Consider the following 23,796-nt stretch of genomic DNA (forward strand, 5'->3'; position numbering starts at 1 on the left):
CTAAATCCTAACCTCAGATGCCCCCGGTCTCTCCCGAGCGTAACCGCCGCTTCCGCCGCGTCCCAGCGCCTCAGCAGCGCCGGTGAAGGGGGTTCTAAGTATAACAAACAAATCCCGCAAGCGGAAAATACACAAAAACAGAAGAAATTCTTGAAAAGTTCATTTATCCAAGAATTACAGATAGTTAATTCAGATCAACCAAGCACACTGCCGCCGATAACTATGTAAAGGCAGGTCAGAATTCCCGGTTCAGCGCGTTATGCACATGATTACCCACAGCCTCACGTCCGAGTCAGGCGGAATCGGCCCTGTTGGACCGGAAAGACAGGTTGGGAATCGGCAGGCGCAGGACAAGCAGGGCGATAATGGCAGCCAGGTAAGCAAGCGGCTCGATCTGAAATCCTTTTGCCAGCAAGAGGTAATGCATCGCCCCCAACAATGCGGCCGCGTAAACGAGGTGGTGCAGCTTGCGCCAGCGCGGTCCCAGTCGGCGCACAGACCAGTTGTTGGAGGTCAACGCCAGCGGAAGCAGAAGAAGAAACCCCGCCATGCCGACTGTTATGTACGGGCGTTTGAGGATATCCGCCCAGATCTGGCTGGGAAGCTGCACATCCAGAACCAGCCACACAAGAAGATGCAACGCGACGTATACAAACGTGAGCACCCCGATCGCGCGCCGAAACTTCATCAGGTTGAGGCCGACATGCCGGCGCAGGGGTGTGACCGCCAGACCGGCAATCAGCAACTGAAGGGCCAGTTCCCCATATCTGTGCTCCAACGCCTCAATCGGTTCGACCCCCAAACCACCGGTCAGGCCAAGATAAAACAGCCAGGGGGCGGGCAACGCCCCCAGCAGATAAACGGCCCATACCGGAATACGGCGGAGTGTCTGGTTCATCGCCGACATGGTTTTAATAATTCTTGGCCAGATCCATGCCTTCATAAAGGCTGGCGACCTCTTGTTCATAGCCGTTGAACATCAGGGTCGGCTTACGTGACGCGAAAAGCCCGCCCCCGATCTCGCGCTCTGAAGCCTGAGACCAGCGTGGATGGTCCACGTTGGGGTTCACATTACTGTAGAACCCGTATTCGCGTGGATTGGACATGTTCCAGCTGGTGGGCGGTTCATCCTTTGTGAGCGTGATCCGAACAATCGACTTGATCGATTTGAAGCCGTATTTCCAAGGAACGACCAGACGCAAGGGCGCACCGTTCTGGTTGGGAATCGGGCGGTCGTAAATTCCGGTTGCCATGATTGTCAGGGGGTGCATCGCCTCATCCAGGCGCAATCCCTCTCGGTACGGCCAATCGAGAACGGGAAACCGCGTTCCCGGCATTTCATCCGGGCGATAGGCCGTCTCAAAAGCCACATATTTCGCGCCGTCTTGCACGCCCGCCATATTGAGAAGGTCGGCCAGCTCAAATCCGTTCCACGGAATTACCATCGACCAGGCTTCCACACAGCGAAAGCGGTAGATCCGCTCCTCTATCGTCATCTCGGACAGGATGGCCTGAAAATCATAGTCGCCGGGGTGGTCGACCAGACCATCAATCGTGACGCTCCAGGGTTCGGTCACCAGCGTATGAGCATATTTCGCCGGGTCATCTTTCCCGGTCCCGAACTCATAGTAGTTGTTGTAGGTGGTGATCTCTTCCCACGTGTTCGGCTCCAACCCATCTTGTGCTGCCGCCGGTTTGGCCATCGCAGTCAGGCCGACACCAGCCAGCCCGGCCATAACCTGCCGCCGGTTGAGGAACGCCGCCCGGGGGGTGACGTCTGCATGTGTCAAAGTATTGGTCCAGCGATGCGCCATATGGGTCTCCGTCATCTTCAGTGGTCGCTATTGACGTAGTGTGCTGATAGCACAGAGCCATGGAAACAGGCGTAACGATTGAGCGAAGTGATTGTAACGTTCCATTGTAACAGGGCATTCGAGTAACGTTTTCAGCACCGAAAACCATAGACTCGAGAACTTTTGGAGCCCGGCGGAAAACTGCGGTTTTCGTGGATTACCGTCAGAACACGGGCACAAAACTTTACAACTGCGGGCGCAAGGCTGCACTCTGTCAGGTGGGCGCCACGCCAAGCCGAACGCGAGGCAAGGCTGCGAGTGCAGCCTTTTGGCCGCAATGGGAGGAAGAAAAATGTGTGATATCTGCGTAATGAATGCCGTCAAAGACAAGATGCTGTCTCGTCGCGGGTTCTTCAAAGCTGCCGCAGCTTCGGGTGTTGCAGCAGCCGCAACCGGAGCCGTCGCGCCGCAAGCACTGGCGGCCGGGCATGGCGGTGTCGAAGATATGACCCATACTCTGAGCCCGGATTTCCCGACATGGGGCGGCGAACCCGGCATTTCGGCCGAGCAGGCTTTCAACTTTGCTGATCACGGCTTCAATCTGTTCAGCCTGTCAATCAACGAACATACGGGCACGCATATCGATGCGCCGCTTCACTTTTCGGCGGATGGGACGTCGGTTGATGAAATCCCCGTCACGGATCTGGTCGCCCCCTTATGCGTCGTGGACATCGCCGCCCGAGCGGCCGAGGACGCTGACACGCGCGTCACCCCGGACGATCTGAAAGCCTGGATTGCGGCCAATGGTGATATTCCTGATGGTGCCTGCGTGGCGATGCATTCCGGATGGGCAGGCAAAACCGCCACGGATGAGTTCCGCAATTTCGACGGCGAAGCGCAGCATTACCCGGGCTTCCACGTTGAAGCCGCGGAGATGCTGATGGAGGAGACCGGAGCACGATCAATTGCCGTTGATACCCTGTCCTTGGATCACGGCATGTCCGCAGATTTCGCGACACATTACGCGTGGTTGCCGTCAGGCCGGTTCGGGATCGAATGTCTGGCTGGGCTGGATCGCGTGCCTGCGTCGGGTGCAACGCTGGTGATCGGCGCACCCAAGCACCAAGGCGGCACCGGCGGGCCGGCGCGGATCTTTGCATTGATCTGACAAATGCCCGGGCGGCCATCTTTCCGGTAGGGCCAAACTTCTGCCACAGTTGCAGACCAAGACGTCGTGCATTCTTGATCTGTTCGGGACAACTGCCTTCATGTTGCTTAGACCCCTTGTTGTTTTTTTGTCTTTGCTGTGCGGATCGGCATTGGCTGATGTGCAATCGTGCAAAAAGCTGTTTGAGCGCGCGCCGCAGGTCCTGAGCGATCTGAATCAGATCGGGTCTGAAGTTTATGAAGACAGCCATCCGGGCCTCGGCTATTCCGCCACTTTTGCAGACCCATCTTCCAAGATCACGGTTTTCTTCTATGACCATCAACAAAGGGACGTCTCATCTGAAATGGCCCTTGAAAGCTTTAAACAAGCTGCACGCGATATCGCTGCAATAGCTGCGCGGCGCGGTGCCGAGCTTGGTGAAATCAACGCCTATCAGTTGCGTGATCCGTCGCAGGTGTTGCCGTATCGGGCCGAGGCCAAAGCATCAGATGGCCTGTCCGAACTTCTGGCAGTCGGCGTCGTGGACAATTGTATTGTGAAGCTGAGGTTCACGGCCCAGTTTCCAATGGAGAAAGCGCAGGTCTGGATGAAGGTCCTCAGTGATTATCTGAACAAAGGCTATGGAAAACCGACATGAAAAAGGCCCGCCAAAAAAGCGGGCCTTTCAGTTCACGGTGTCAGATCAATGCACCACGGCATCGTCCGGGCGCGGTCGCTCGGAAGTTCCCAAACGATCACCGATGATCAAACCATCTTGCCCGGCGGTGACCGGAACGACGTCACCATCCTTGATTTCCCCGGCCAGCAGAGCTTCGGCCAACGGGTTCTGCAAGGCGCGCTGGATGACGCGTTTCAGCGGGCGGGCACCGAAGACCGGGTCATAGCCTTCATTGGCCAGCCATTCCTTGGCGCTGTCATCCAGGGCCAGCTCGATCTTGCGGGCGGCCAGACGTTTTTGCAGACGTGCCATCTGAATATCGACGATGCCATCCATATCGGCCCGCTTGAGGCGGTCAAAGATGATCGTTTCGTCCAGACGGTTCAGGAATTCGGGCCGGAAATGTGCCCGGACCGCATCCATCACGTCGCGCTTGGCCTGTGAACTGTCCGCACCTTCGGGCAGCTGGCTGAGCGCCTGAGACCCAAGGTTCGACGTCAGGATGATCAGCGTCTGTTTGAAGTCCACGGTGCGGCCCTGACCATCGGTCAGAACGCCATCGTCCAGAACCTGCAACAGCACGTTGAAAACATCCGGGTGCGCCTTTTCGACCTCGTCGAACAGCACGACCTGATAGGGCCTGCGCCGCACGGCTTCGGTCAGCACACCGCCTTCGTCATAACCGACATAACCCGGAGGGGCACCGATCAGACGGGCGACCGCGTGTTTCTCCATGAACTCGGACATGTCGATGCGCACCATCGCGTTGTCGTCATCGAACAGGAAATTCGCCACGGCCTTGGTCAGCTCGGTCTTACCCACGCCAGTCGGCCCAAGGAACAGGAACGAGCCCAGCGGGCGGTTTTCGTCATTCAGACCCGCACGAGCACGGCGTACTGCATTGGCTACAGCGGTGACAGCCGCATCCTGACCGATCACGCGCGAATGCAGTTCTTCTTCCATCCGCAGCAGTTTCTCGCGTTCGCCTTCCAGCATTTTGGCGGTCGGGATGCCCGTCCAGCGTTCGACAACGCTGGCTATCTGTTCCGGACGCACCGTTTCCTCGGCCATCATGGCGTTGCTTTCGGCATTCTCGGCCTCGGACAGCTTTTTCTCAAGCTCGGGGATGATGCCATAGGACAGCTCACCCGCCTTGGCGAGGTTGCCTTCGCGCTTGGCGATTTCCAGATCGGCCCGCGCCTTGTCGAGCTGTTCCTTCAAATCCCGCGCGCCAGCCAGCTTGTCGCGTTCGGCCTGCCACTGCGCAGTCATCTCGGCGGATTTTTCCTGAAGTTCTGCTAGATCCTTCTGCAAGGTTTCCAGGCGATCCTTCGATGCCGCATCGTCTTCCAGCTTCAGCGCCTCTTCCTCGATCTGCATTTGCAGAATCTGGCGATCCAGCTGATCGAGTTCCTCAGGCTTGGAATCCACCTCCATCCGCAACCGCGACGCGGCTTCATCGACCAAGTCGATGGCTTTGTCGGGCAGGAACCGGTCGGTGATATAGCGATGCGACAGGGTCGCCGCCGACACCAACGCCGAATCCGAGATGCGCACGCCGTGGTGCAGCTCGTACTTTTCCTTGATGCCACGCAGAATGCTGATCGTGTCTTCGACCGTCGGCTCCTGAACCATCACCGGCTGGAACCGGCGCGCAAGGGCCGCGTCTTTTTCGACGTATTTGCGATACTCGTCCAGTGTGGTCGCACCGATACAATGCAGCTCACCCCGGGCGAGCGCGGGCTTGATCAGGTTGGCGGCATCCATCGCACCATCCGATTTGCCCGCGCCAACCAGCGTGTGCATCTCGTCGATGAACAGGATGATCTCACCCGCGGCCTCGGTCACCTCGGTCAGAACAGCCTTGAGGCGTTCTTCGAATTCACCACGGTATTTCGCACCGGCAATCAGCGCACCCATGTCGAGCGCAAGCAGCTTCTTGTCCCTCAGCGATTCCGGTACGTCGCCGTTGACGATGCGCAACGCCATGCCCTCGGCAATCGCGGTTTTACCGACGCCAGGTTCCCCTATCAGAACCGGGTTGTTCTTGGTGCGGCGCGACAGAACCTGCATTGAGCGGCGGATTTCCTCATCCCGCCCAATGATCGGGTCAATCTTGCCTTCAGCCGCAGCTTCAGTCAGATCCCGCGCATATTTCTTGAGCGCGTCATAGCCCTCTTCCGCCGACGCTGTGTCAGCAGTGCGACCCTTGCGGATGTCATTGATCGCTTCATTCAGCTTCTGGGCAGATACCGCACCGGCCTCCAAAGCCTCCTTGGCTTTGGATTTCACCATGCACAGCGCCATCAAAACGCGTTCAACGGGCACAAAGCTGTCGCCCGCCTTGGTGGCGATCTTTTCGGCCTCGTCCAGAACCTTGGCCGTCTGGCCGTCCATGTAAATCTGGCCGGCATCACCGCTGACTTTCGGGATCTTGCCCATGGCAGCGTCAAGCGCCTCGACCACGCGGTTCGGCGCGCCGCCCGCGCGTGTGATCAGATTGCTTGCCAGCCCCTGATCGTCATCCATCAGTGCTTTGAGTATATGTGTGGGCTCCAGCCTCTGGTGCCCCTCGCGCAGCGCAATGGTCTGCGCCGCCTGCACGAACCCCCGTGCCCGTTCAGTGAACTTGTTCAAGTCCATGATATTCTCCTTTTCCAAGCGCCCCGTTTTGATGCGCCCGCCTGGCGGCACGCGTCGGTCGAAGCCTCACATTCAATCTGGGAAATACCTTTGCCGGTTCAAGAGGCTAGAGAGTGAAAAAACGCCTCAACCACGCGGAATCGTATAGACAGTGTAGCCCCCGGTTTCGGCCACCTGCTGGGCATCGTTCGTCTCGACCAGCGACTGCGCGGCGGCGCTGCCCGTGGGGCAGGATACAAGATCGGCGGTGTGGTCGAGGAAATTGCCGGTAAAGGTGGTTTCTCCGGTCAACTGGCACCAGTCATCTTCGGACCGATAGCCCCGAACAAGATACAAATCATCATTGGTCGGGGGCGGCGCGGCGCCGGTTTCGGTCTGTGGCGGCGTGTCGTCGCAGGCGGCCAGCGTGGCGACGACGGCCAGCGGAACAAGGTGCTTCATGGTCTGTCCCTTTGATGCAATTTTCGTTTCAGAGTGGCAGCACCATAGCACAGTTGGGACAAAGCGAGGACACCGCTGGCTCCTTTGTCAGCTGTGGGCGTCAACCGCCTTCGATCTGCCGGATCAGCTTTTGCGCCTCGTCATCGCCCTGCTCGGCCGCGAGGCGAAGAAACCTCAGCGCCTCTTCGACATCGCCGATTTCATAGAGCAACCGGCCGAATTTGCGCTGCGATTTCACATCGCCAAGCTTTGCGGCCCTGCCCCAGAACAACAGGGTCGCTTCCGTGTCCTGAGGCACACCGTCCCGCCCGTGATAGGTCAAAGAACCGAGATTGTGCAGCGCCACGACATTGTCCTGCTTGGCGGCCTGGAAATAATAATCCAGCGCCTGTTCGATGTCTTTGGAGTAGCCGTTCTCGCCGATCTCGTAGATGTAGCCCAATCGCGCCGCGGCATCGGCGCTGCCGTTTCGGGCCGCCATCTTCAGATAGTCGACCGCGCGCTGCATATCGCGCGGGACATGCGTTCCTTCGCGATAGATTACGCCGAGGTGCAGCTGAGACGGCTCATATCCGAAGAACGCAGCCCTTTCATAATAGTACAGCGCCTTGTCGATGTCGGGCGCAACACCTTTCCCGTTCTCGAAGCCATACGCGACGTTGTGCATGCCCATCGGCAGAGCGCTTTCGGCAGCCGCCATGTACCAGGCAAACGCGGTCTCGTGGTCCTCGGGAACGATCTCGCCATCACTATAGAGCGAAGCGAGCGTGTTCATCGCCAGCCCGCTGCCCTCCATCGCGGCCAGTTCCGAAAACTCGAGCGCCATTTCCAGCTTGCCGCCCTTCATGAGCGCCCGGCCAAAGGCGGCCACGACCTCGGCATCGACATCCTGGTCTTTCAGCAGCAGATCGGCGCAGATCGCCATCGCATTCTCGGCGTCCATGTCGGCCCATTTCACCCCGTCGAAATAGGGCGACTGCCCCGGAGCGGCAGCGGCCATCAGGCAGTCATACTCTCCGTCCGAATAGTCGGGGTCCTGCGGTGGATCGTCGGGGTTGGGTTCCGGCCGGGGGCGCAGGTCGGAAACCCGCAGGCGCCGTTGCGGTTCCTTGGGGTCGTCGGCCTTTGCCGGCGCAGAGGCCTCGCCGGTCAGCCCGACCAGCAGATCGCGCGCCAGCTGCGAATAGATCGGGCAATCGGCGTAGATCCGTGAAAAACTCTCGATCGCCGTCGCCGACCCGCTGTCCTTGACGTCCGCCCAGACCAGTCGGGCCTCGCCGCAATCCGTTTCATCGGCCCAGACCGCGCCCGCCCCGACCAGAACAGCCGCCGAGGCCACCACACCCAACCGTATCATCCCGTATTTTCCTGCGTCTTTTCTTGTCTCAATGCGCCACACGCTCTACAGAAGCGCCGATCCCGTCAAGCTTGAAAGGTCGATACAATGCTCCAAACCGCCGATGACCGCCTGATCGTCGCCCTCGACGTCCCCAACGCGCTGGAAGGGCTGAAGCTGGCCGAGACGCTGGGCGACGCCGTTTCGTTCTACAAAATCGGCCTGGGCATGCTGACAGGCGGCGGGCTGGCACTGGCCAATGAGCTCAAGCAGGAACACGGCAAGCGCATCTTCCTGGACATGAAGCTGTTCGACATCGGCAACACGGTGGAAAACGCGGTGCGGGGGCTGGCGCAGTTCGATCTGGATTTCCTGACCGTGCATGGCGACCCGCATGTGGTGCGCGCCGCCAAGGAAGGGGCGGCGGGCAAGGATCTGAAAATCCTGGCGGTGACTATCCTGACCTCGCTGAACCGCGACGACTTGGATGCCGGCATGATGAAGGCCGGTGACGTTCAGGACATGGTGGTGGAACGCGCCGCCCACGCCTTCGAGGCCGGGGCCGACGGCGTGATCGCCAGCCCGCAGGAGGCCGCCCTGATCCGCGCCCTGCCCCAGGCGAAGGGCCGGCTGATCGTAACCCCCGGCGTGCGTCCGGCAGGCGCGGCACTGGGCGATCAAAAACGTGTGGCCACACCTGCCAGCGCCATCCAGGACGGGGCGGATCATATCGTAGTTGGCCGCCCCATTTATCAGGCCGAAGATCCAAAATCCGCGGCCGCGGCCGTTTTGACCGAGTTAAATTCTCTGAAAACGTGATGAGCAGAATCATCGTTTCAACAGGGATTCACGCTGAAAAAACCGCCGCAACAGGTTGACCTTACGTCAGTTTTTCGCGAATCCGCGCCAAATCGTCCCTGTGCCAGAAAACACACATTCAAAAAGCGAGTTTCTGAAAAGCGCGCCAAACCCTATCTCAACCGGAAAATCTTAGCGATTCTCAAGGGGATTTACTCCCCAACGAACCTACTCTTCCTGAGGTTCGTTACTTCCCCCCCGCGAAGCGCGGGGGGTTCTTTTCTCCGAATGATCTTTGATCGATATCACTGGATGATATAAAGGACCCCCAAGACAACTGCGGAACACACGAGGACGCAGATGCCCGGTCTTTGCCGAGATTGCCTGACCCCTTTTACGAACGAACGGCGCTGCACGGCCTGCGGCAGTCCCAGGGTAAAGTCTCATCCCGAACTGTTTGATCTGTCCATCGCACATATGGATTGCGATGCCTTCTATGCTTCGGTGGAAAAGCGGGACAATCCGGAACTGGCAGACAAGCCTGTCATCATCGGCGGCGGCAAACGCGGTGTTGTATCCACGGCATGCTACGTGGCCCGAATTCGCGGTGTGCGATCCGCCATGCCCATGTTCAAAGCGCTGCAACTGTGCCCCGATGCCGTCGTGATCAAACCACGCATGTCCGTGTATGCCCAGGTGTCACGGGACATCCGCGCCATGATGGACGAACTGACACCAGTGGTCGAACCCCTGTCCCTGGACGAAGCTTTCATGGACCTGTCCGGCACCGAACGCCTGCACGGAGCCCCCCCGGCCGTCATGCTGGCGCGCCTGGTCAAACGCATGAAGGATGAACTGGGTGTGACAGGATCCATCGGGCTGAGTCACAACAAGTTTCTGGCCAAGGTTGCCTCGGACCTCGACAAGCCCCGTGGGTTTTCGGTGATCGGCAAGGCCGAGACGGCTGAGTTTCTGAATGACAAACCCGTAAGGTTGATCTGGGGTATTGGCCCCGCTGCGCAGGAATCACTGGACCGGGCAGGGATTCGAACCTTCAACGACCTACTGCGTTGGGATCAGGAGGCTTTGACTGTGCGTTTCGGCTCGATGGGGTATCGCCTGTGGCATTTGGCACGGGGTCAGGACAAACGACGCGTTTCAGCCCATGAACCGATGAAATCCATCAGCAATGAGACCACGTTTTTCGAGGACACCGCCAATATTGATATTCTGGACGGACATTTGTGGCGCATGGCCCTGAAGGTCTCGGACCGGGCCAAGGCCAAGGATCTGGCTGGCCGGGTCGTTACGCTGAAGCTGAAGAAAGCCAATCACAAGATTCTGACACGGCGCGTGTCATTGCGGGACGCAACGCAGATCGCGGACAAAATCTATCGCACCGCAAAAGGGCTTTTCGATCAGGTGGGGGATCAGGGGCCATACCGCCTGTTGGGGTGTGGCCTGTCTGACCTGTGCCCGGCGGATCAGGCTGACATCTCCGGCGACCTGCTTGATCCCGGCGCCGTCCGCAGATCACAGGCCGAGCGGGCCACTGACCAGATCCGCCAGAGATTCGGCCCGGAAGCAATCGTGAAGGGCCGCGCTTTGCGCTAGTTTCATTCCGCCGCCAGACGGAAAGGTTTTGAACCGATTCTGGATATGTCGCGCACCACCTGCCGGAGGAGTTTCGAAAACGTCATGAAATTGGCGTTCGGCGCAATTTTTTCTTCGTCCATATACAAGGCCCGGTCGATTTCAATCTGGATCGCGTGTTGCTGGCGGGTGGGGCGGCCGTAAGTCTGTGTCACATAGGCCCCGGCAAACGGGGCGTTGCGCACCACATTCAGACCTGCCGCGGCAAACGCCGATTCGATGAGGTCCACGATTTCAGACGAGGCCGACGCACCGAACCGATCACCCAGCACGATCTCGGGCCGTTTGTTTCGGGTCGTACCAGCCATGGCCACCGCCTCATGCGGCATGGAGTGGCAATCCACCAGTATGGCCTGGCCGAATTTCTCGTGTGATTCGGCCAGCAGGGATTTCAAACGTGCATGATAGGGGCGCCAATAGGTGTCGATGCGCAGCCGCGCCTCGTCCATGGTCAGCTTGCCGCTGTAGATTGCCCGTCCATTGGCCACAACGCGGGGAATCACACCCAACCCTGATGCGACCCTGGGGTTGTGCCCATGCCTGCGGGCACCGCTGATCAGCGCCGGGTCCAGTTCGTCCAGACTGCGATTCAGGTCCAGATAGGCGCGTGGCATGGTCGCTTTGATCAAAGGCGCGCCATTCTCGGCCGCGGCAGCAAACAATTGATCCACGAAGGCGTCTTCCGAGGATCGAATCACGCTTTGATTCAGAACGGACCGCTTCAAAAACGCTTCGGGATAATTCCGCCCGCTATGAGGAGATGAAAAAACCACGCATGAACTGCGGTTTTCCGGCATATCCAATACAAAGGCTGCGTTCTGCATGATCCCTCCATGTTCGCAATCAACATAGACCGGAAAATAGTTCTACCAAACCCCTTGAACCCCTTTGCGACTCCTTTTATAGACCCCGCTACCGGCGCGGGGTTCCGCGCCCCATTTCGTTATGGGGCTGGGCACGCAAAGGGAAAGTGGGCGGTTAGCTCAGCGGTAGAGCACTTCGTTGACATCGAAGGGGTCACAAGTTCGATCCTTGTACCGCCCACCATGATTTCACTGTTCCGGAGATCCGGGACACCCGAGTAACCCAGGCGCTGGCCACGTCCTTGATGAAGGCGCCGCAGATTGGAGACAGACCATGAAGGTCAAGAACTCGCTCCGCTCGCTCAAGAATCGGCACCGCGACTGCCGTGTTGTGCGTCGCAAAGGCCGCGTCTACGTTATCAACAAGACGCAGCGCAAGTTCAAAGCTCGCCAAGGCTGAGAACAGCAAAACACCGTTTTAGAAAACCGCGCCCTTGAGCGCGGTTTTTTTGTTTTCTGCACCTGTGGGCCTGACGTGCTACCCTTGCTTCGACATTGCGGAGTGTGAAACCCATGCGCGAACACGGCATCGACGTACTGGTGGGAACGACCAAGGGAACGTTCATTATCTCTGGTGATCAGAACAGGTCAGATTGGAAAGTGACGGGCCCGCATTGTGAAGGATGGCCGATCAACCACGTCATCGGCGACAAGGAAACGGGCACGATTTGGGCCGGGGGCGGTGGTGACTGGCATGGCGCCGGAGTCTGGTGTTCCGAAGACGGCGGTGTGACTTGGCAGGTCGCAAAACTCACCAAGGGCCAAATGGACGAGTGGGCCGCCAACGACCAGGATTTTGCCCAGATGATCGGCTGGACCGGAGAACCCGCACCATTCGCCGATGAGTTTTCGCAGGTCTGGTCTTTGCGTTATCAACATGGAACGTTGTACGCAGGCACAAAACCGGCCCGCCTGCTAGCCAGCCACGACAATGGTCGGACATGGGACACGCTTGAGGGCCTGACAAACCACCCCTCGGCACCCGATTGGGATCCCGGCGGTGCGGGGCTGGTCCTGCATACAATCGTGACTGACCCAAATGATTCGAAAAAGCTCTGGGTCGGCATTTCCGCTGCGGGTGTGTTTGCAACCGAGGATGGTGGCGCAAGCTGGGAGCGGCGAAACAGATTGTCCAACGCCGAATCTTGCACGCATCATGATCATCCCGCTGCCCCCAGGGATGGTGAAACGGGTCATTGCGTCCACAACATGGTTCAAGCTCCGGGAACCGCGGATTTGCTGTACCAGCAAAACCATCACGGTGTTTGGCGCTCGGCCGACGGAGGGCGCAGTTGGGATGACATCACCGAAGGCCTGCCATCCACCTTTGGATTTCCGATTCATGTGCACCCACGTGATCCGGACACGATCTGGACATTGCCTTTGAACGGAGACAGCATCGGGCGCTATCCACCGGATGCCGCCGCGGCAGTTTGGAAGTCCACAAACGGAGGCGCAACATGGCAAGACCAGCGACGTGGCTTGCCGCAAGAAAGCTGTTTTTTCACTGTTCTGCGACAGGCCATGGCCGGAGACCGCCGAGACCCCGCCGGTATCTATTTCGGGACCAACAGCGGCTCGGTTTTTGCCAGTGTTGATGAAGGGGACACATGGACGGAAGTCGCGCGCCATTTGCCCACGATCCTTGCAGTTGAGGTACTTGATCGTGAGTGATCCAGACACTGCCGTGTGACGCGGATCTTTCCGTTCAACACAACTCGCGCCCGCCCCCAACAAGCCTCGCAAGGGTGCCTGCGCTCATTTGACCAAGTAAATCTGTCGGATTTTCTTGCATCTCGCTGAGAATCGTATAATTGAGCAAATCAGTCGGGTTATCAACCGACGCGAAATTCAATTGTTGGGGCAAACTATGCTGAAATCCACAACCTGCCTGGCCGCCGCTCTGTCGGCATTGATCGCAACATCAGCCGCAGCTGAAGGCGAGCTGAACCTTTATTCGTCGCGCCACTATGACACTGACGAACGTCTTTACACGGACTTCGAAGAAGCGACCGGCATCAAGATCAACCGGATCGAAGGCAAGGCGGATGAATTGATCGCGCGCATGGAAGCCGAAGGCGCGAACTCTCCGGCGGATATCATGCTGACGGTCGACACGTCTCGCCTGGCGCGTGCCAAAGATGCGGGCATTCTGCAAGCCATCGACAGCGAAACCCTGGAGGAGCGCATCCCCGCCAACCTTCAGGACGAAGACAACCAGTGGTTCGGCTTCTCACAGCGCGGTCGGATCATCTTTTACAACAAAGAAAACGTTGCCAATCCGCCGGCCACTTACGCAGACCTCGCCAAGCCGGAATACAAGGGCCTGATCTGCATCCGATCCTCGACCAACACCTACAACCAGACCCTGCTCGCCTCGATCATCACACATGAAGGTACCGAAGCTGCAAAATCCTGGGCGGAAGGCGTTGTCGCCAACATGGCCCGAGACCCGCAGGGAGGTGACACCGACCAGCTGCGTGGCATCGTTTCGGGTGAATGCGACATCGCTGTATCGAACACCTACTACTATGCACGGGCTATCCGCAAAGACGTCAAAGGCCTGTCCTCTGACCTCGACAAGATCGGCTGGGTCTTCCCCAATCAGGACAGCTATGGTGCGCATATGAACCTGTCGGGCGGTGGCGTCGCGGCACACGCCCCGAACAAGGAAAACGCAATCCTGTTCCTCGAGTATCTGGCAAGCGATCAGGCGCAGAAGTACTTCTCGGCGGGCAATGACGAATTCCCGGCAGTGCAGAGTGTTGAACTGGCGGAATCGGTAAAGGCCCTGGGTGAGTTCAAAGCTGACGACGTGAACCTGTCGGAGGTCGCAAAGAACATCCCGGAAGCACAGAAAATCTTTAACGAAGTCGGCTGGAAATAATCCACCACCTCGTCAAAAGCTTGCGAAAGGCGCAGAGTCTCTGCGCCTTTTTTCATTTACACACACATAATTTTTATGTAATTTTCCCACAAATGAAAACTCCTCTCGTTTGTGGTCCATGCTCGACAACCTCTCAAGCCGCCTTGCCGTCCGTTTGAACGAACTCCGCCACGGGCGCGGGTGGTCCCTGGATCAACTGGCCGCCCACAGCGGAATCAGCCGCGCCACGCTGTCCCGCATGGAGAAAGGAGAGGTCAGCCCCACCGCTGAGAATCTTGGCCGCCTCTGTGCCGCTTATGACCTTCCGATGTCCCGGCTTTTGATGATGGTCGAAGACAGCTTTGACCCCAAGGTGGCGTTTGAACGCCAGACCGAATGGCGTGATCCCGAAACCGGCTTTACCCGCCGTGCAGTTTCACCGCCTGCAAACGGCTTGAACGCCGAGGTCGTGGAATGCCACCTGCCGCGCGATACGGTCATCACTTACGAGGCGCCGCCCAAATCCGGGCAGGAACACCATCTGATCCTGATCGACGGCGCACTGACACTGACAGTTGACGGAACCCCCCATGCGCTGAGCGCCGGAGATTGCCTGCGCTATCACCTGTCGGGCCCAACCCGGTTCGAAACCGGGGCATCTCGCGGTGCGCGTTATCTTTTGGTGCTGATATGATCTCGCGTCTGACCGATCTCGATTTCAGCGCGGCAGTGGATGATCTGGCGGAAATCCTCCACGCCTGTGTGCATGACGGGGCCAGCATAGGCTTTGTCCTTCCGTTTACCGAGAGTGACGCACGAAATTACTGGCTGCAAAATGTTCGTCCCGGGCTGAAATCCGGTGCGTTGGAGCTGTTTGCCCTCCACGACAACGGGCGCATTCAGGGCACGGTGCAACTGATCCCCGCGACCATGCCCAATCAACCGCACCGCGCTGATGTCGCGAAACTTCTGGTGCACCCGAACGCCAGACGGCGCGGTTTTGGCCGCGCCTTGATGGAAGCCCTCTTTCAACGAGCGACAGAGTTGGAGCGCACGATGCTGGTTCTTGATACCCGCAGCACCGATCCTTCTCGATTGCTTTATCTGGACCTGGGGTTTCAGATCGCCGGGGAAATTCCGAACTATTGCCGAAACCCGTTCGAAACCAGACTGGAACCCACGACTTACATGTATAAAGAGCTGTCAGCTTGACGCCAAACAGCGACCGTATGACCGTGGATCATGGATTTTCCCCAGTAGTCCACGCGAAGTCGTGCGAAAGGTCCGGGGCATTCCCATGCCGCGCTTTTTCGCGGCGTGCGCTGCAACCAGGCCTGAACACAGCGGAACTCAATCGCCCGGCCACCTGAAGGGATGCCCGGGCAATCAACTTTGTGCCTTGCGTTTAGAAATGCGCTGACTTCGTGCCTGCGGGCTTTTCCATCGGAGGCGCAAATTTGGTCAGGTCGATACCTTTCACGGCCGATTTGTATTCCTCGGCGGTCGGCATTCGGCCCAAAACAGCCGACAGCACGACCACCGGGGTCGATGCCAGCAGGGATTCACCTTTCTTGTCCGCCGCGTCCTCAACAACACGGCCTTGGAACAATCGTGTGGACGTGGCCAGCACAGTGTCACCCTTTGCCGCTTTCTCCTGGTTGCCCATGCAGAGGTTACATCCCGGACGCTCTAGATACAGGATGTTCTCGTATTCCGTCCGCGCTTTGCTTTTTGGGAACAGATCGTCGAATTCAAAGCCTGAATACTTCTGAAGAATGCTCCACTCGCCTTCTTCTTTCAGCTCATCGATGATGTTGTAGGTGGGCGCAGCAACGACCAGCGGGGCCTTGAATTCTACTGTGCCCTTCTCCTGCTCGATGTTTTTCAGCATCTGCGAGACGATGACCAGATCGCCCTTGTGCACCATGCACGATCCAACAAATCCCAGATCGACCTTCTTTTCCCCTTTGTAGTGGGAAACCGGCCGGATCGTATCGTGGGTGTAACGTTTTGATACATCGGCGTTATTGACATCCGGGTCGGCGATCATGGGTTCGCTGATTTCATCCAGGTCAACCACCAACTCGGCAAAATACTTGGCGTTTTCATCCGGTTTCAGGGCCGGCTTTTCACCCGACTTGATTTCCGCGATCCGAGCGTTGGCCTTGTCGATCAGACCTTGCAGTGTCCGGGCCTCGTTATCCATTCCCTTGTCGATCATGATCTGAATACGGCTTTTCGCGATTTCCAGAGATTCGATCAACGTGTCATCCGCTGAGATGCAGATCGACGCCTTGGCCTTCATCTCGGCCGTCCAGTCAGTAAAGGTGAATGCCTGATCCGCCAGCAATGTGCCGATGTGAACTTCGATGATCCGCCCCTGAAACACGTTGTCGCCGAATTTCTTCAGCATCTGCGCCTGGGTGGCGTGAACCACATCGCGGAAATCCATGTGATCCGCCATCTGGCCCTTGAATGTCACCTTGACCGATTCCGGGATCGGCATGGTGGCTTCGCCAGTGGCCAGCGCCAGTGCAACAGTACCCGAGTCAGCACCAAACGCGACGCCTTTGGACATACGTGTATGCGAGTCGCCACCGATGATGATCGCCCAGTCATCCACGGTGATGTCATTCAGAACCTTGTGGATGACGTCTGTCATCGAGTGATAAACACCTTTGGGGTCACGCGCGGTGATCAGGCCAAAGTTGTTCATGAATTTCATCAGTTTTGGGATATTTGCCTGCGCCTTGGAATCCCAAACCGAAGCAGTATGACAGCCAGACTGATAGGCACCGTCAACGGTGGGCGATATCACTGTCGCCGCCATGGCTTCCAGTTCCTGCGCCGTCATCAGGCCGGTGGTGTCTTGCGAACCGACGATGTTGACCTTCACCCGAACGTCCGAGCCCGCATGCAGAACTTTGCTTTCGGCCACGCCAACCGCGTTTTTGTTGAATATCTTTTCAACCGCCGTCAGGCCCTGCCCTTCATGCGAAATCTCCTTGGACGGCGCGAAAGCGGATTTCACCTCGAGACCGAGCGTCTCGGCCGCGAATGTCTGAAGCTTTTTGCCAAAGACAATGGCATAAGATCCTCCGGCCTTTATGAACTCGGTCTTTTGCGGCGTGAAGGATGATGACAGATCGACCAGCTCTTTGTCGCCTGCGTCATTGTACAGCTTTTTGTCCTTGGTGTTGATGGTCAGTACCGTTCCTGTCTCGACGGAGTATTTCTGCTCGAGGATAGGATTGCCGTCATTGTTCAGGATCGGATTGCCGTCGGCATCCACTTTCTTAACCCAGTTCTTGAGATCGATGCCGATCCCGCCGGTGACGCCGACGGTGGTCAGAAAGATCGGTGAAATCCCGTTTGTACCGGCAACAACCGGCGCGATGTTCACGAAAGGAACATAAGGGCTGGCTTGCTTTCCGGTCCACAATGCAACGTTGTTGACACCGGACATGCGCGACGATCCAACGCCCATCGTGCCTTTTTCAGCAACCAGCATGACGCGCTTGTCCGGGTGCTGTTTTTGCAAGTCCTGAATCTCGGCCTGTGCTTCGGGTGAGATCATGCACTTGCCGTGCAATTCACGGTCCGACCGCGAATGCGCCTGATTGCCGGGCGACAGAAGATCGGTCGAAATATCCCCTTCGGCCGCCACATAGGTCACAACCTTGATTTCTTCTTCGATGTCGGGAAGCCGGGTAAAGAACTCGGCCTTGGCATAGCTTTCCAGAATGTCACTGGCAAAGGCGTTCCCGGCCTCAAAGGCTGTTTTCAGACGGTTGGTATCTGCGTCGTACAGGAACACCTGGGTTTTCAGAACTGCCGCCGCTTTCTGCGCAATCTCTGCGTCATCGCCCAGCGCCAGATCAAGCAGAACCTCTACCGATGGGCCGCCCTTCATATGCGACAGCAATTCAAACGCGAAATCCTGCGAGATTTCTTCAACCGTCGCTTCACCCAGGATGATCTCTTTCAGAAAGCGCGCCTTTTCACCTGCGGCGCTGGTTGTGCCCGGAAGCGTGTTGTAGATGAAGTAGTTCAGTGAATCGGCGCGATGAGCGTGACCCGTATCTTTGATCTGCCCGATGATTTCCTGCAAAAGGGCACCGTCTTCGATGGGTTTGGGGTGCAGACCCTGTTCTTTGCGCGTCTCGATTTCGTTCAGGTATTCTGTGTAAAGGCTCATGACGGTTCCGACCATTTAGCTGATGCACCGGGCCACGTGAAAGCCCGGCACCTTGAATTTGTATGCGGCGGTATACCAAAGCGTACCGACGTGCAAGATGCCGATCTGCGACCCAGTGTCCTGCCCTACGGGCGATGCCCGCCGCAATGTCGGGCGGTGCGTCGATGGGAATGTTCGATCCCCTACCCCCCGAAAGCCGCAATAAGCGCTTTCGCCAAGGGCAAAGAAGAATAGCCCACCCGTGAAGGTGTAAGCCCCATCCGCACGACGACCATGTCACACGACGGGAAAATTCCGATGGACTGACCGTCATGCCCTTGCAACCAAACCGCGTCTAAAAACGGTGGCAGGTCGCCCGGCGATTTCAACCAGAGATGACCCTTGGCATATTCACCGCCAGACGCCGCAACGGGTCCGAACATCCAGTCCACAAAACCTGTGGGCAAAATCTGTGCGCCGTCCCAAACCCCTTTTTGCAGCAGAAACTGGCCATACCTCGCCCAGTCTCGGGCCGTGGCGTACATATAGCTGGATCCGATGAATGTATCGGCGACATCTGTCTCGATGATCGCCGAAGCCATGCCAAGCGGTTCAAAAAGCGCATCCCGAGGATAGCTCAAACCGCCATCGGGCAGCTTGTCCTGCCACACCCGGGACAACACGGTGGACGTGCCGGAAGAATAGTTGAAGTCGGTTCCAATGCCGGCTTCCAGTGCACGGTCGGCAGCGAAACCGGCCATGTCATCGCTGAGATACAGCATCCTGGTCACGTCTGACACGTCTCCGTATTCTTCATTCCATTGCAGACCGCTTGTCATTGCCAGCATGTCCGCAACAGTAATGTCTCGCCTTGCGTCTTCTGCCCATTCGGGAAAACTGTCGACGAGGGTGTCCGATACATTCATCTGACCCGCTTTGATCAACGTTCCGATCAGCCCGGCCGTCACGGTCTTGGTCATGGACCAGCCCAGCAACGGTGTGTCGGCGTCAAACCCTTCCGCATAGCGTTCGGCCACGATACGCCCGCCTTGAACCACCACTACGGCGCGGTATCCTTCGCCAAGCAGCGTATCATCCGACAAGACGGCCTGAAATTTGGAATCATGAGACTGCGCAACGTCGTTTCCGCTTGGCCAAAGCCCTGTCGGCGCGGGCTTGGCAGCCTCAAGCCCTTGCGCACTCAGGGATGTAGCATGCACGTTGGTGCAGCCAAGCCCCTGCCGGAACTGCGACCTGGCGGGCGCGAAGAACCGAAAGAGTCGCGCATGAACAGTCTGCGCCTCTCGATCGACCTCAATCGAAACATGTTTGAGCAGCGGATGCCCCGGGGCCTGCACATCCACCGCAAGGACCTCTTCCGGATCACGTCCGGCAACGAAAACGTTTGAACAGACAATCTTGGCCGAGTAATTCGTGCCCACTTTCAACAAATCGGGCGGGGCGATCAGCAGATAACCAAGCAGCCCCACGATGCCCAGAACCACGACACCTAGACCCGTTTTCAATACCTTACTGAACATCCGCTGACCTGCCCTTTTGCTGTCTTTTCAGCACAGGTTAGATACATCCAGTTCGGTTTTGCCACTATTCCGTTGCGTATTCTTCCGATGCTGATCGCAAACTCGGCGCCTTTCTCGGTGAACTGCTTAAGTCGTCTCGTCGCTTTGATCCGGCGACAACCAAAAGCTTTGCGATTGCCCGGCAAGACGTTGCCAAATCTGTTCACTGAACTCTGGCTTCGCTTCGGCCAAACGAACCATTCTTATTGTCAGCGCCTGTGCAGGCAGGGCCTCTTCAACGCTTACAAGCTGCCCCTGAGCAAGCAGCGTGGCGACCAAAGAGTGGGGTAGCCATGCAACGCCGATTTCATTCACGGCATATTGCAGCATCGCCAGCGTCAGGGCCGTCTCGGCCTTGGCCACGAGTCTGGTTTCGTCGGGCAAACGCGGTGCAATCAATCGGGAAAACACTTGCCCAAGAAAAACATCAGGCGGGTAGACAATCGCAGGAATAGTCTTGCCATCCAATTCCCCGCGCATTGCCGGTGCGCATACCGGGATCAATGTGTCGGCACCAAGCGTCCTCGCCTCGAACGCACTTTCGAGGTTCTGCACCCCACCGTCCGATGCCGCGTACATGATCGCGAAATCGACTTCTTTCGAGATCAGTTGCAACAGGCATTCGTCCTGGTTCCCCGATCGCACCTGAACCGAGATATCGCTGTTTTCGGTCAACATCCGGACCACTTTCGGCGAGACGGTTGTCGTCAACGCATGCTGGCACACGAGCGACAAAGACTGGCTGGCCTGATCGCTTTCTGTTTTCAAACTGTGACGCAGTTTGTGCAGACGCGCGCTCAGCTCGCGCAGTTCAGGTTCCAACGCCTGAACGCCCGGCATTAGGGATACGGGTTTGCGGCGACGATCAAACAGGGTCGCTCCGATACTGCCTTCGATGAGCCGCACCCGACGGGTAAAGGCAGATTGGGTCAGCAGCCGTTTTTCCGCGGCGCGCGTCAGCGATCCGCTGTCCAGCACGGCCAATATGTCATCGATCCATTCCAAACGCATGTGAATAAGATAGCCCAGACCTTACTAATATGCAATTTTTGCAACATACTCACTGAATTTCGAATTAGAAGAGCGGCAACACACAGCGTAAATTGACGAAAATCAATATTAGGAATTGTGACATGCATCTTGCGCGCTTTCCCCGCCTTCACCTCGCCCATCTTCCGACACCGCTTGAACCGATGAAGCGGCTTTCCAAAGAACTGGGGGTGGAAATCTGGATCAAGCGCGACGATTGCACCGGCATGTCAACCGGCGGCAACAAGACCCGCAAGCTGGAATTTCTGATGGCCGAAGCGGAAGCGCAGGGCGCCGACATGGTGATGACGCAAGGTGCCACTCAAACCAACCACGGTCGACAAACCGCAGCGTTTGCCGCCAAGCTGGGCCTTGATTGCCATATTCTTCTGGAAGATCGCACCGGCTATCAAGATGGCAACTACAATACAAACGGCAATGTCCTGCTGGACCACTTGCACGGCGCGACCACCCAGAAGTTTCCCGGGGGTCACGATATGCCGGGCGAAATGGAAAAGGCTGCCGCGAAGAAACGGGCAGAAGGCCGCAATGTCTATGTCATTCCCGGCGGCGGCTCGAACCCGACCGGGGCGCTGGGCTATGTAAACGCGGCCTTTGAACTGTTGGGTCAGGCCAATGACAGCGGATTGCGGATTGACCGGCTGGTACATGCAACCGGGTCGTCCGGTACGCAGGCAGGTTTGGTGACGGGAATGTGCGCCATGAATGCGCAGGTGCCGGTGCTTGGCATCGGGACAAGGGCACCTCGGCCAAAGCAGGAACAGATGGTGTACGACCTCGCCTGCAAGACCGCCGAAAAGCTGGGGTGCGCGGGCGTGGTAAAGCGTGAAGATGTCATGGCCAATACCGACTATGTCGGCGAAGGCTATGGCCTGCCCACTGAAAGCGGCATCGAAGCGATCCAGATGTTTGCCGAATTGGAAGGTATCCTTCTGGATCCCTGCTACTCGGCCAAGGGTGCGGCGGGCCTGATCGATCTGGCGCGCAAAGGCGAATTCAAAGACCAGCGGGTCGTTTTCCTTCACACGGGTGGCGCGGCGGCCTTGGCGGGGTATGACTTTGCCTTCGATCACAAATACCGCTGGGTGAATATCTGAGCAATGACACTGCGCCTCATCGGCATTCTTGGCGGCATGGGCCCTGAGGCAACGATCCTCCTCCAGCGCAAGCTGGTCGAGGCTGTGCCGGTGAGCGACGACCGGGACCACATTCCGCTTTTGATCGACATGAACACTCAGGTCCCGTCACGGATCGCGCATTTGATCGAAGGGGCGGGCGAAGATCCGGGGCCGACACTGGCGGCGATGGCGCGACGTCTTCAGGATGCCGGCGCCATGGCGCTGGCAATGCCCTGCAACACGGCGCATCACTATGCCAAGGCGATCACCGAAGCCGTGACCGTTCCGCTGTTGAACATGGTTGAACTGGCCGCGGATCACGCCGTCGGGACACTCGGGAAGGGTGGGCGCGTTGGTGTGCTCGCTTCTCCGGCGGTGCGCCGTACTTGTCTTTTCGAAACAGCCCTGCACGCGCGCGGGCTGTCAACCGTTTGGCCAACGGATGACGACGCAATGCTGGCGGCGATCCGCGCGATCAAGGTCAACGGCCAAAGCGACAAGGCGCGCGAAACGCTGCGAGCGTCCTCAAGGGCCTTGGTCAAGGCGGGGGCGGACTTGCAGTTTGTCGCTTGCTCTGAATTCTCCCTCATTGCCGACAGCGTCGCGGATGACGCCAATGCAGTGGATACGATCGATCTGCTGGTCCGCGCGATCGTCAATTTTTCTCAGACGGGCCGGCATACGAGGTAAAGGCGCATTTTCCGTTCAACGGCCGGTCGGTGCGCCAAAACGAATCCGTCCGGTCACAAACGCTGCCAAAGCTGGTGCGCGATCTGATCCAAGCTGGCCGGATTGGAAAAGGCTGAAATCGTCAACGTTGCACACCATGCATCGTCACCGATCGGCACCAGCAACCCCTGATCCAGCTCCGCCGAGATCGACGTTTCGGGCATCCAGGCAAATCCGCTGCCAGTCATCAATCTTCGCTTGATCGTTTCGACGAGGCTATCGACATATATCGTTTCGGTATTCTGGGGTTTCCGGTCAACGGTGTTTTCAACGACCATGCCCAAGAAGGACGATCGGTCATAGGCCAGATAAGGGATCGGCGGGCCATCCTGCCGGGACAAATCCCAACCCAGTGTCCGAACCGGCTGTGCGGCAGCCACCGGTATCAGACGGTCCTTCAACAGATCCTTACGCTCGAACGCGGTTTCGTCGATCATGGGCGAGACAGTATGGTGATAGTAGCACAGCAGGATATCCACCGCGCCTTCGACCAAAAGATCACAGCAGGTGCTCAGAGAATCGGACAGGACGCGCGTGCGCAATTCCGGGATCTGCTTCTGCAACTCTTCTATGCGGGTCGCCAAAAAATTAACCGCAATGGTGTGCAGAACCGAAAACCGGATGAACCGACTGTCGCCCCGGTCGGCGTCCCGCAGGGATTGGCGGGATTCAGACAGCTGTGAAATTGCCGCCTGCGCAACAGGCAGGAATTGTTTGCCGGCCTCGGTCAATTGCACCGGATAGGTTGCCCGATTGACCAAAGGCAGCCCCACCCAGCTTTCCAACGCTTTGATTCTGCGACTGAATGCGGATTGCGTGATGTTACGTTCATCAGACGCACGGGTGAAGTTCAAGGTCCGGGCGAGGCATTCAAAATCGCGTAACCAATTCAGATCCAATGCGTATCCCCGTTTGTGAAAGAG

General features: G+C 57.8%; 21 protein-coding genes and 1 tRNA gene. 12 read left to right on the forward strand and 10 right to left on the reverse strand.

All coding sequences use genetic code 11. The features are described 5' to 3' along the window. Nucleotides 1-292: 292 nt before the first annotated feature. Nucleotides 293-907 carry a protein-methionine-sulfoxide reductase heme-binding subunit MsrQ gene (gene msrQ / locus ACR0LI_RS10225; protein ID WP_209834108.1) on the reverse strand — a complete coding sequence of 205 codons (615 nt, stop codon included), beginning with the start codon at nt 905-907 and terminating at the stop codon, nt 293-295. Between the two features lie 4 nt (nt 908-911). Then, the gene (gene msrP, locus ACR0LI_RS10230; RefSeq protein ID WP_171635771.1) at nt 912-1,814 is read right to left on the reverse strand and encodes a protein-methionine-sulfoxide reductase catalytic subunit MsrP; all 903 of its coding nucleotides are present in this window, start codon (nt 1,812-1,814) and stop codon (nt 912-914) included. Nucleotides 1,815-2,145: 331 nt separating this feature from the next. Here msrP and ACR0LI_RS10235 point away from each other — a divergent pair, with 331 nt between their 5' ends. Both ACR0LI_RS10235 and ACR0LI_RS10240 read left to right on the forward strand, forming a co-directional pair. Then, a complete protein-coding gene (locus tag ACR0LI_RS10235) occupies nt 2,146-2,961 on the forward strand; it encodes a cyclase family protein (protein WP_480718471.1) in 816 nt (271 codons plus the stop codon). 100 nt (nt 2,962-3,061) lie between these two features. Continuing rightward, nucleotides 3,062-3,598: a hypothetical protein gene (locus tag ACR0LI_RS10240; RefSeq protein ID WP_171635767.1), complete on the forward strand. Its 537-nt coding sequence runs from the start codon at nt 3,062-3,064 to the stop codon at nt 3,596-3,598. A gap of 45 nt (nt 3,599-3,643) precedes the next feature. On the opposite strand, the gene clpB is transcribed toward ACR0LI_RS10240, so the two are convergent. The 3 genes from clpB to ACR0LI_RS10255 all read right to left on the reverse strand — a co-directional run bounded on the left by clpB (nt 3,644) and on the right by ACR0LI_RS10255 (nt 8,060). Next, complete coding sequence (gene clpB, locus ACR0LI_RS10245) at nt 3,644-6,262, reverse strand: ATP-dependent chaperone ClpB (protein WP_480718472.1); 2,619 nt, start codon at nt 6,260-6,262, stop codon at nt 3,644-3,646. A gap of 126 nt (nt 6,263-6,388) precedes the next feature. Beyond that, nucleotides 6,389-6,703: a hypothetical protein gene (locus ACR0LI_RS10250; RefSeq protein ID WP_171635763.1), complete on the reverse strand. Its 315-nt coding sequence runs from the start codon at nt 6,701-6,703 to the stop codon at nt 6,389-6,391. A gap of 100 nt (nt 6,704-6,803) precedes the next feature. Continuing rightward, on the reverse strand, nt 6,804-8,060 hold the full coding sequence (locus ACR0LI_RS10255) for a tetratricopeptide repeat protein (RefSeq protein ID WP_209834114.1): 1,257 nt from the start codon (nt 8,058-8,060) through the stop codon (nt 6,804-6,806). An 87-nt stretch (nt 8,061-8,147) separates the two neighbouring features. Between ACR0LI_RS10255 and pyrF the strand changes: the two genes are divergently transcribed. Together pyrF and ACR0LI_RS10265 are read left to right on the forward strand one after the other, a co-directional pair. Further along, nucleotides 8,148-8,858 (forward strand): orotidine-5'-phosphate decarboxylase, encoded by a 711-nt coding sequence (pyrF, locus tag ACR0LI_RS10260; protein WP_171635758.1) that lies wholly within the window; start codon nt 8,148-8,150, stop codon nt 8,856-8,858. 339 nt (nt 8,859-9,197) lie between these two features. Continuing rightward, on the forward strand, nt 9,198-10,451 hold the full coding sequence (locus ACR0LI_RS10265; protein WP_480485947.1) for a DNA polymerase IV: 1,254 nt from the start codon (nt 9,198-9,200) through the stop codon (nt 10,449-10,451). 2 nt (nt 10,452-10,453) lie between these two features. On the opposite strand, the gene ACR0LI_RS10270 is transcribed toward ACR0LI_RS10265, so the two are convergent. After that, nucleotides 10,454-11,314, reverse strand: a complete 861-nt coding sequence (locus ACR0LI_RS10270) for an N-formylglutamate amidohydrolase (protein WP_480620469.1) — start codon at nt 11,312-11,314, stop codon at nt 10,454-10,456. 148 nt (nt 11,315-11,462) lie between these two features. Here ACR0LI_RS10270 and ACR0LI_RS10275 point away from each other — a divergent pair. From ACR0LI_RS10275 to ACR0LI_RS10300, 6 genes are all read left to right on the forward strand, one after another. Further along, nucleotides 11,463-11,537, forward strand: a tRNA-Val gene (locus ACR0LI_RS10275). Nucleotides 11,538-11,627: 90 nt separating this feature from the next. After that, nucleotides 11,628-11,753: a type B 50S ribosomal protein L36 gene (gene ykgO / locus ACR0LI_RS10280; protein ID WP_005648635.1), complete on the forward strand. Its 126-nt coding sequence runs from the start codon at nt 11,628-11,630 to the stop codon at nt 11,751-11,753. Nucleotides 11,754-11,866: 113 nt separating this feature from the next. After that, complete coding sequence (locus tag ACR0LI_RS10285; protein WP_480492213.1) at nt 11,867-13,027, forward strand: WD40/YVTN/BNR-like repeat-containing protein; 1,161 nt, start codon at nt 11,867-11,869, stop codon at nt 13,025-13,027. A gap of 196 nt (nt 13,028-13,223) precedes the next feature. Next, nucleotides 13,224-14,240: a Fe(3+) ABC transporter substrate-binding protein gene (locus ACR0LI_RS10290; protein WP_171120613.1), complete on the forward strand. Its 1,017-nt coding sequence runs from the start codon at nt 13,224-13,226 to the stop codon at nt 14,238-14,240. Nucleotides 14,241-14,358: 118 nt separating this feature from the next. Further along, nucleotides 14,359-14,913 (forward strand): helix-turn-helix domain-containing protein, encoded by a 555-nt coding sequence (locus ACR0LI_RS10295; protein WP_480492216.1) that lies wholly within the window; start codon nt 14,359-14,361, stop codon nt 14,911-14,913. Further along, a complete protein-coding gene (locus tag ACR0LI_RS10300) occupies nt 14,910-15,431 on the forward strand; it encodes a GNAT family N-acetyltransferase (RefSeq protein ID WP_171635747.1) in 522 nt (173 codons plus the stop codon). The genes ACR0LI_RS10295 and ACR0LI_RS10300 overlap by 4 nt, the downstream gene beginning before the upstream one ends. Nucleotides 15,432-15,624: 193 nt before the next feature. On the opposite strand, the gene ACR0LI_RS10305 is transcribed toward ACR0LI_RS10300, so the two are convergent. The 3 genes from ACR0LI_RS10305 to ACR0LI_RS10315 form a co-directional block, all read right to left on the reverse strand. Beyond that, the gene (locus ACR0LI_RS10305) at nt 15,625-18,417 is read right to left on the reverse strand and encodes a bifunctional aconitate hydratase 2/2-methylisocitrate dehydratase (RefSeq protein ID WP_480718473.1); all 2,793 of its coding nucleotides are present in this window, start codon (nt 18,415-18,417) and stop codon (nt 15,625-15,627) included. A gap of 182 nt (nt 18,418-18,599) precedes the next feature. Further along, complete coding sequence (locus ACR0LI_RS10310; RefSeq protein WP_480718474.1) at nt 18,600-19,937, reverse strand: serine hydrolase domain-containing protein; 1,338 nt, start codon at nt 19,935-19,937, stop codon at nt 18,600-18,602. Nucleotides 19,938-20,063: 126 nt separating this feature from the next. Next, on the reverse strand, nt 20,064-20,987 hold the full coding sequence (locus ACR0LI_RS10315; protein WP_209834130.1) for a LysR family transcriptional regulator: 924 nt from the start codon (nt 20,985-20,987) through the stop codon (nt 20,064-20,066). 122 nt (nt 20,988-21,109) lie between these two features. On the opposite strand from ACR0LI_RS10315, the gene cuyA reads away from it, so the two are divergent. Together cuyA and cuyB are read left to right on the forward strand one after the other, a co-directional pair. Then, the gene (cuyA, locus tag ACR0LI_RS10320; RefSeq protein WP_480718475.1) at nt 21,110-22,123 is read left to right on the forward strand and encodes a D-cysteate sulfo-lyase; all 1,014 of its coding nucleotides are present in this window, start codon (nt 21,110-21,112) and stop codon (nt 22,121-22,123) included. Nucleotides 22,124-22,126: 3 nt separating this feature from the next. Further along, nucleotides 22,127-22,834, forward strand: a complete 708-nt coding sequence (cuyB, locus tag ACR0LI_RS10325; RefSeq protein WP_480492223.1) for a cysteate racemase — start codon at nt 22,127-22,129, stop codon at nt 22,832-22,834. Between the two features lie 53 nt (nt 22,835-22,887). On the opposite strand, the gene ACR0LI_RS10330 is transcribed toward cuyB, so the two are convergent. After that, the gene (locus ACR0LI_RS10330; RefSeq protein WP_171635733.1) at nt 22,888-23,772 is read right to left on the reverse strand and encodes a LysR family transcriptional regulator; all 885 of its coding nucleotides are present in this window, start codon (nt 23,770-23,772) and stop codon (nt 22,888-22,890) included. Nucleotides 23,773-23,796: the final 24 nt, after the last annotated feature.

The sequence above is a fragment of the Ruegeria sp. CL7 genome (assembly GCF_056536445.1).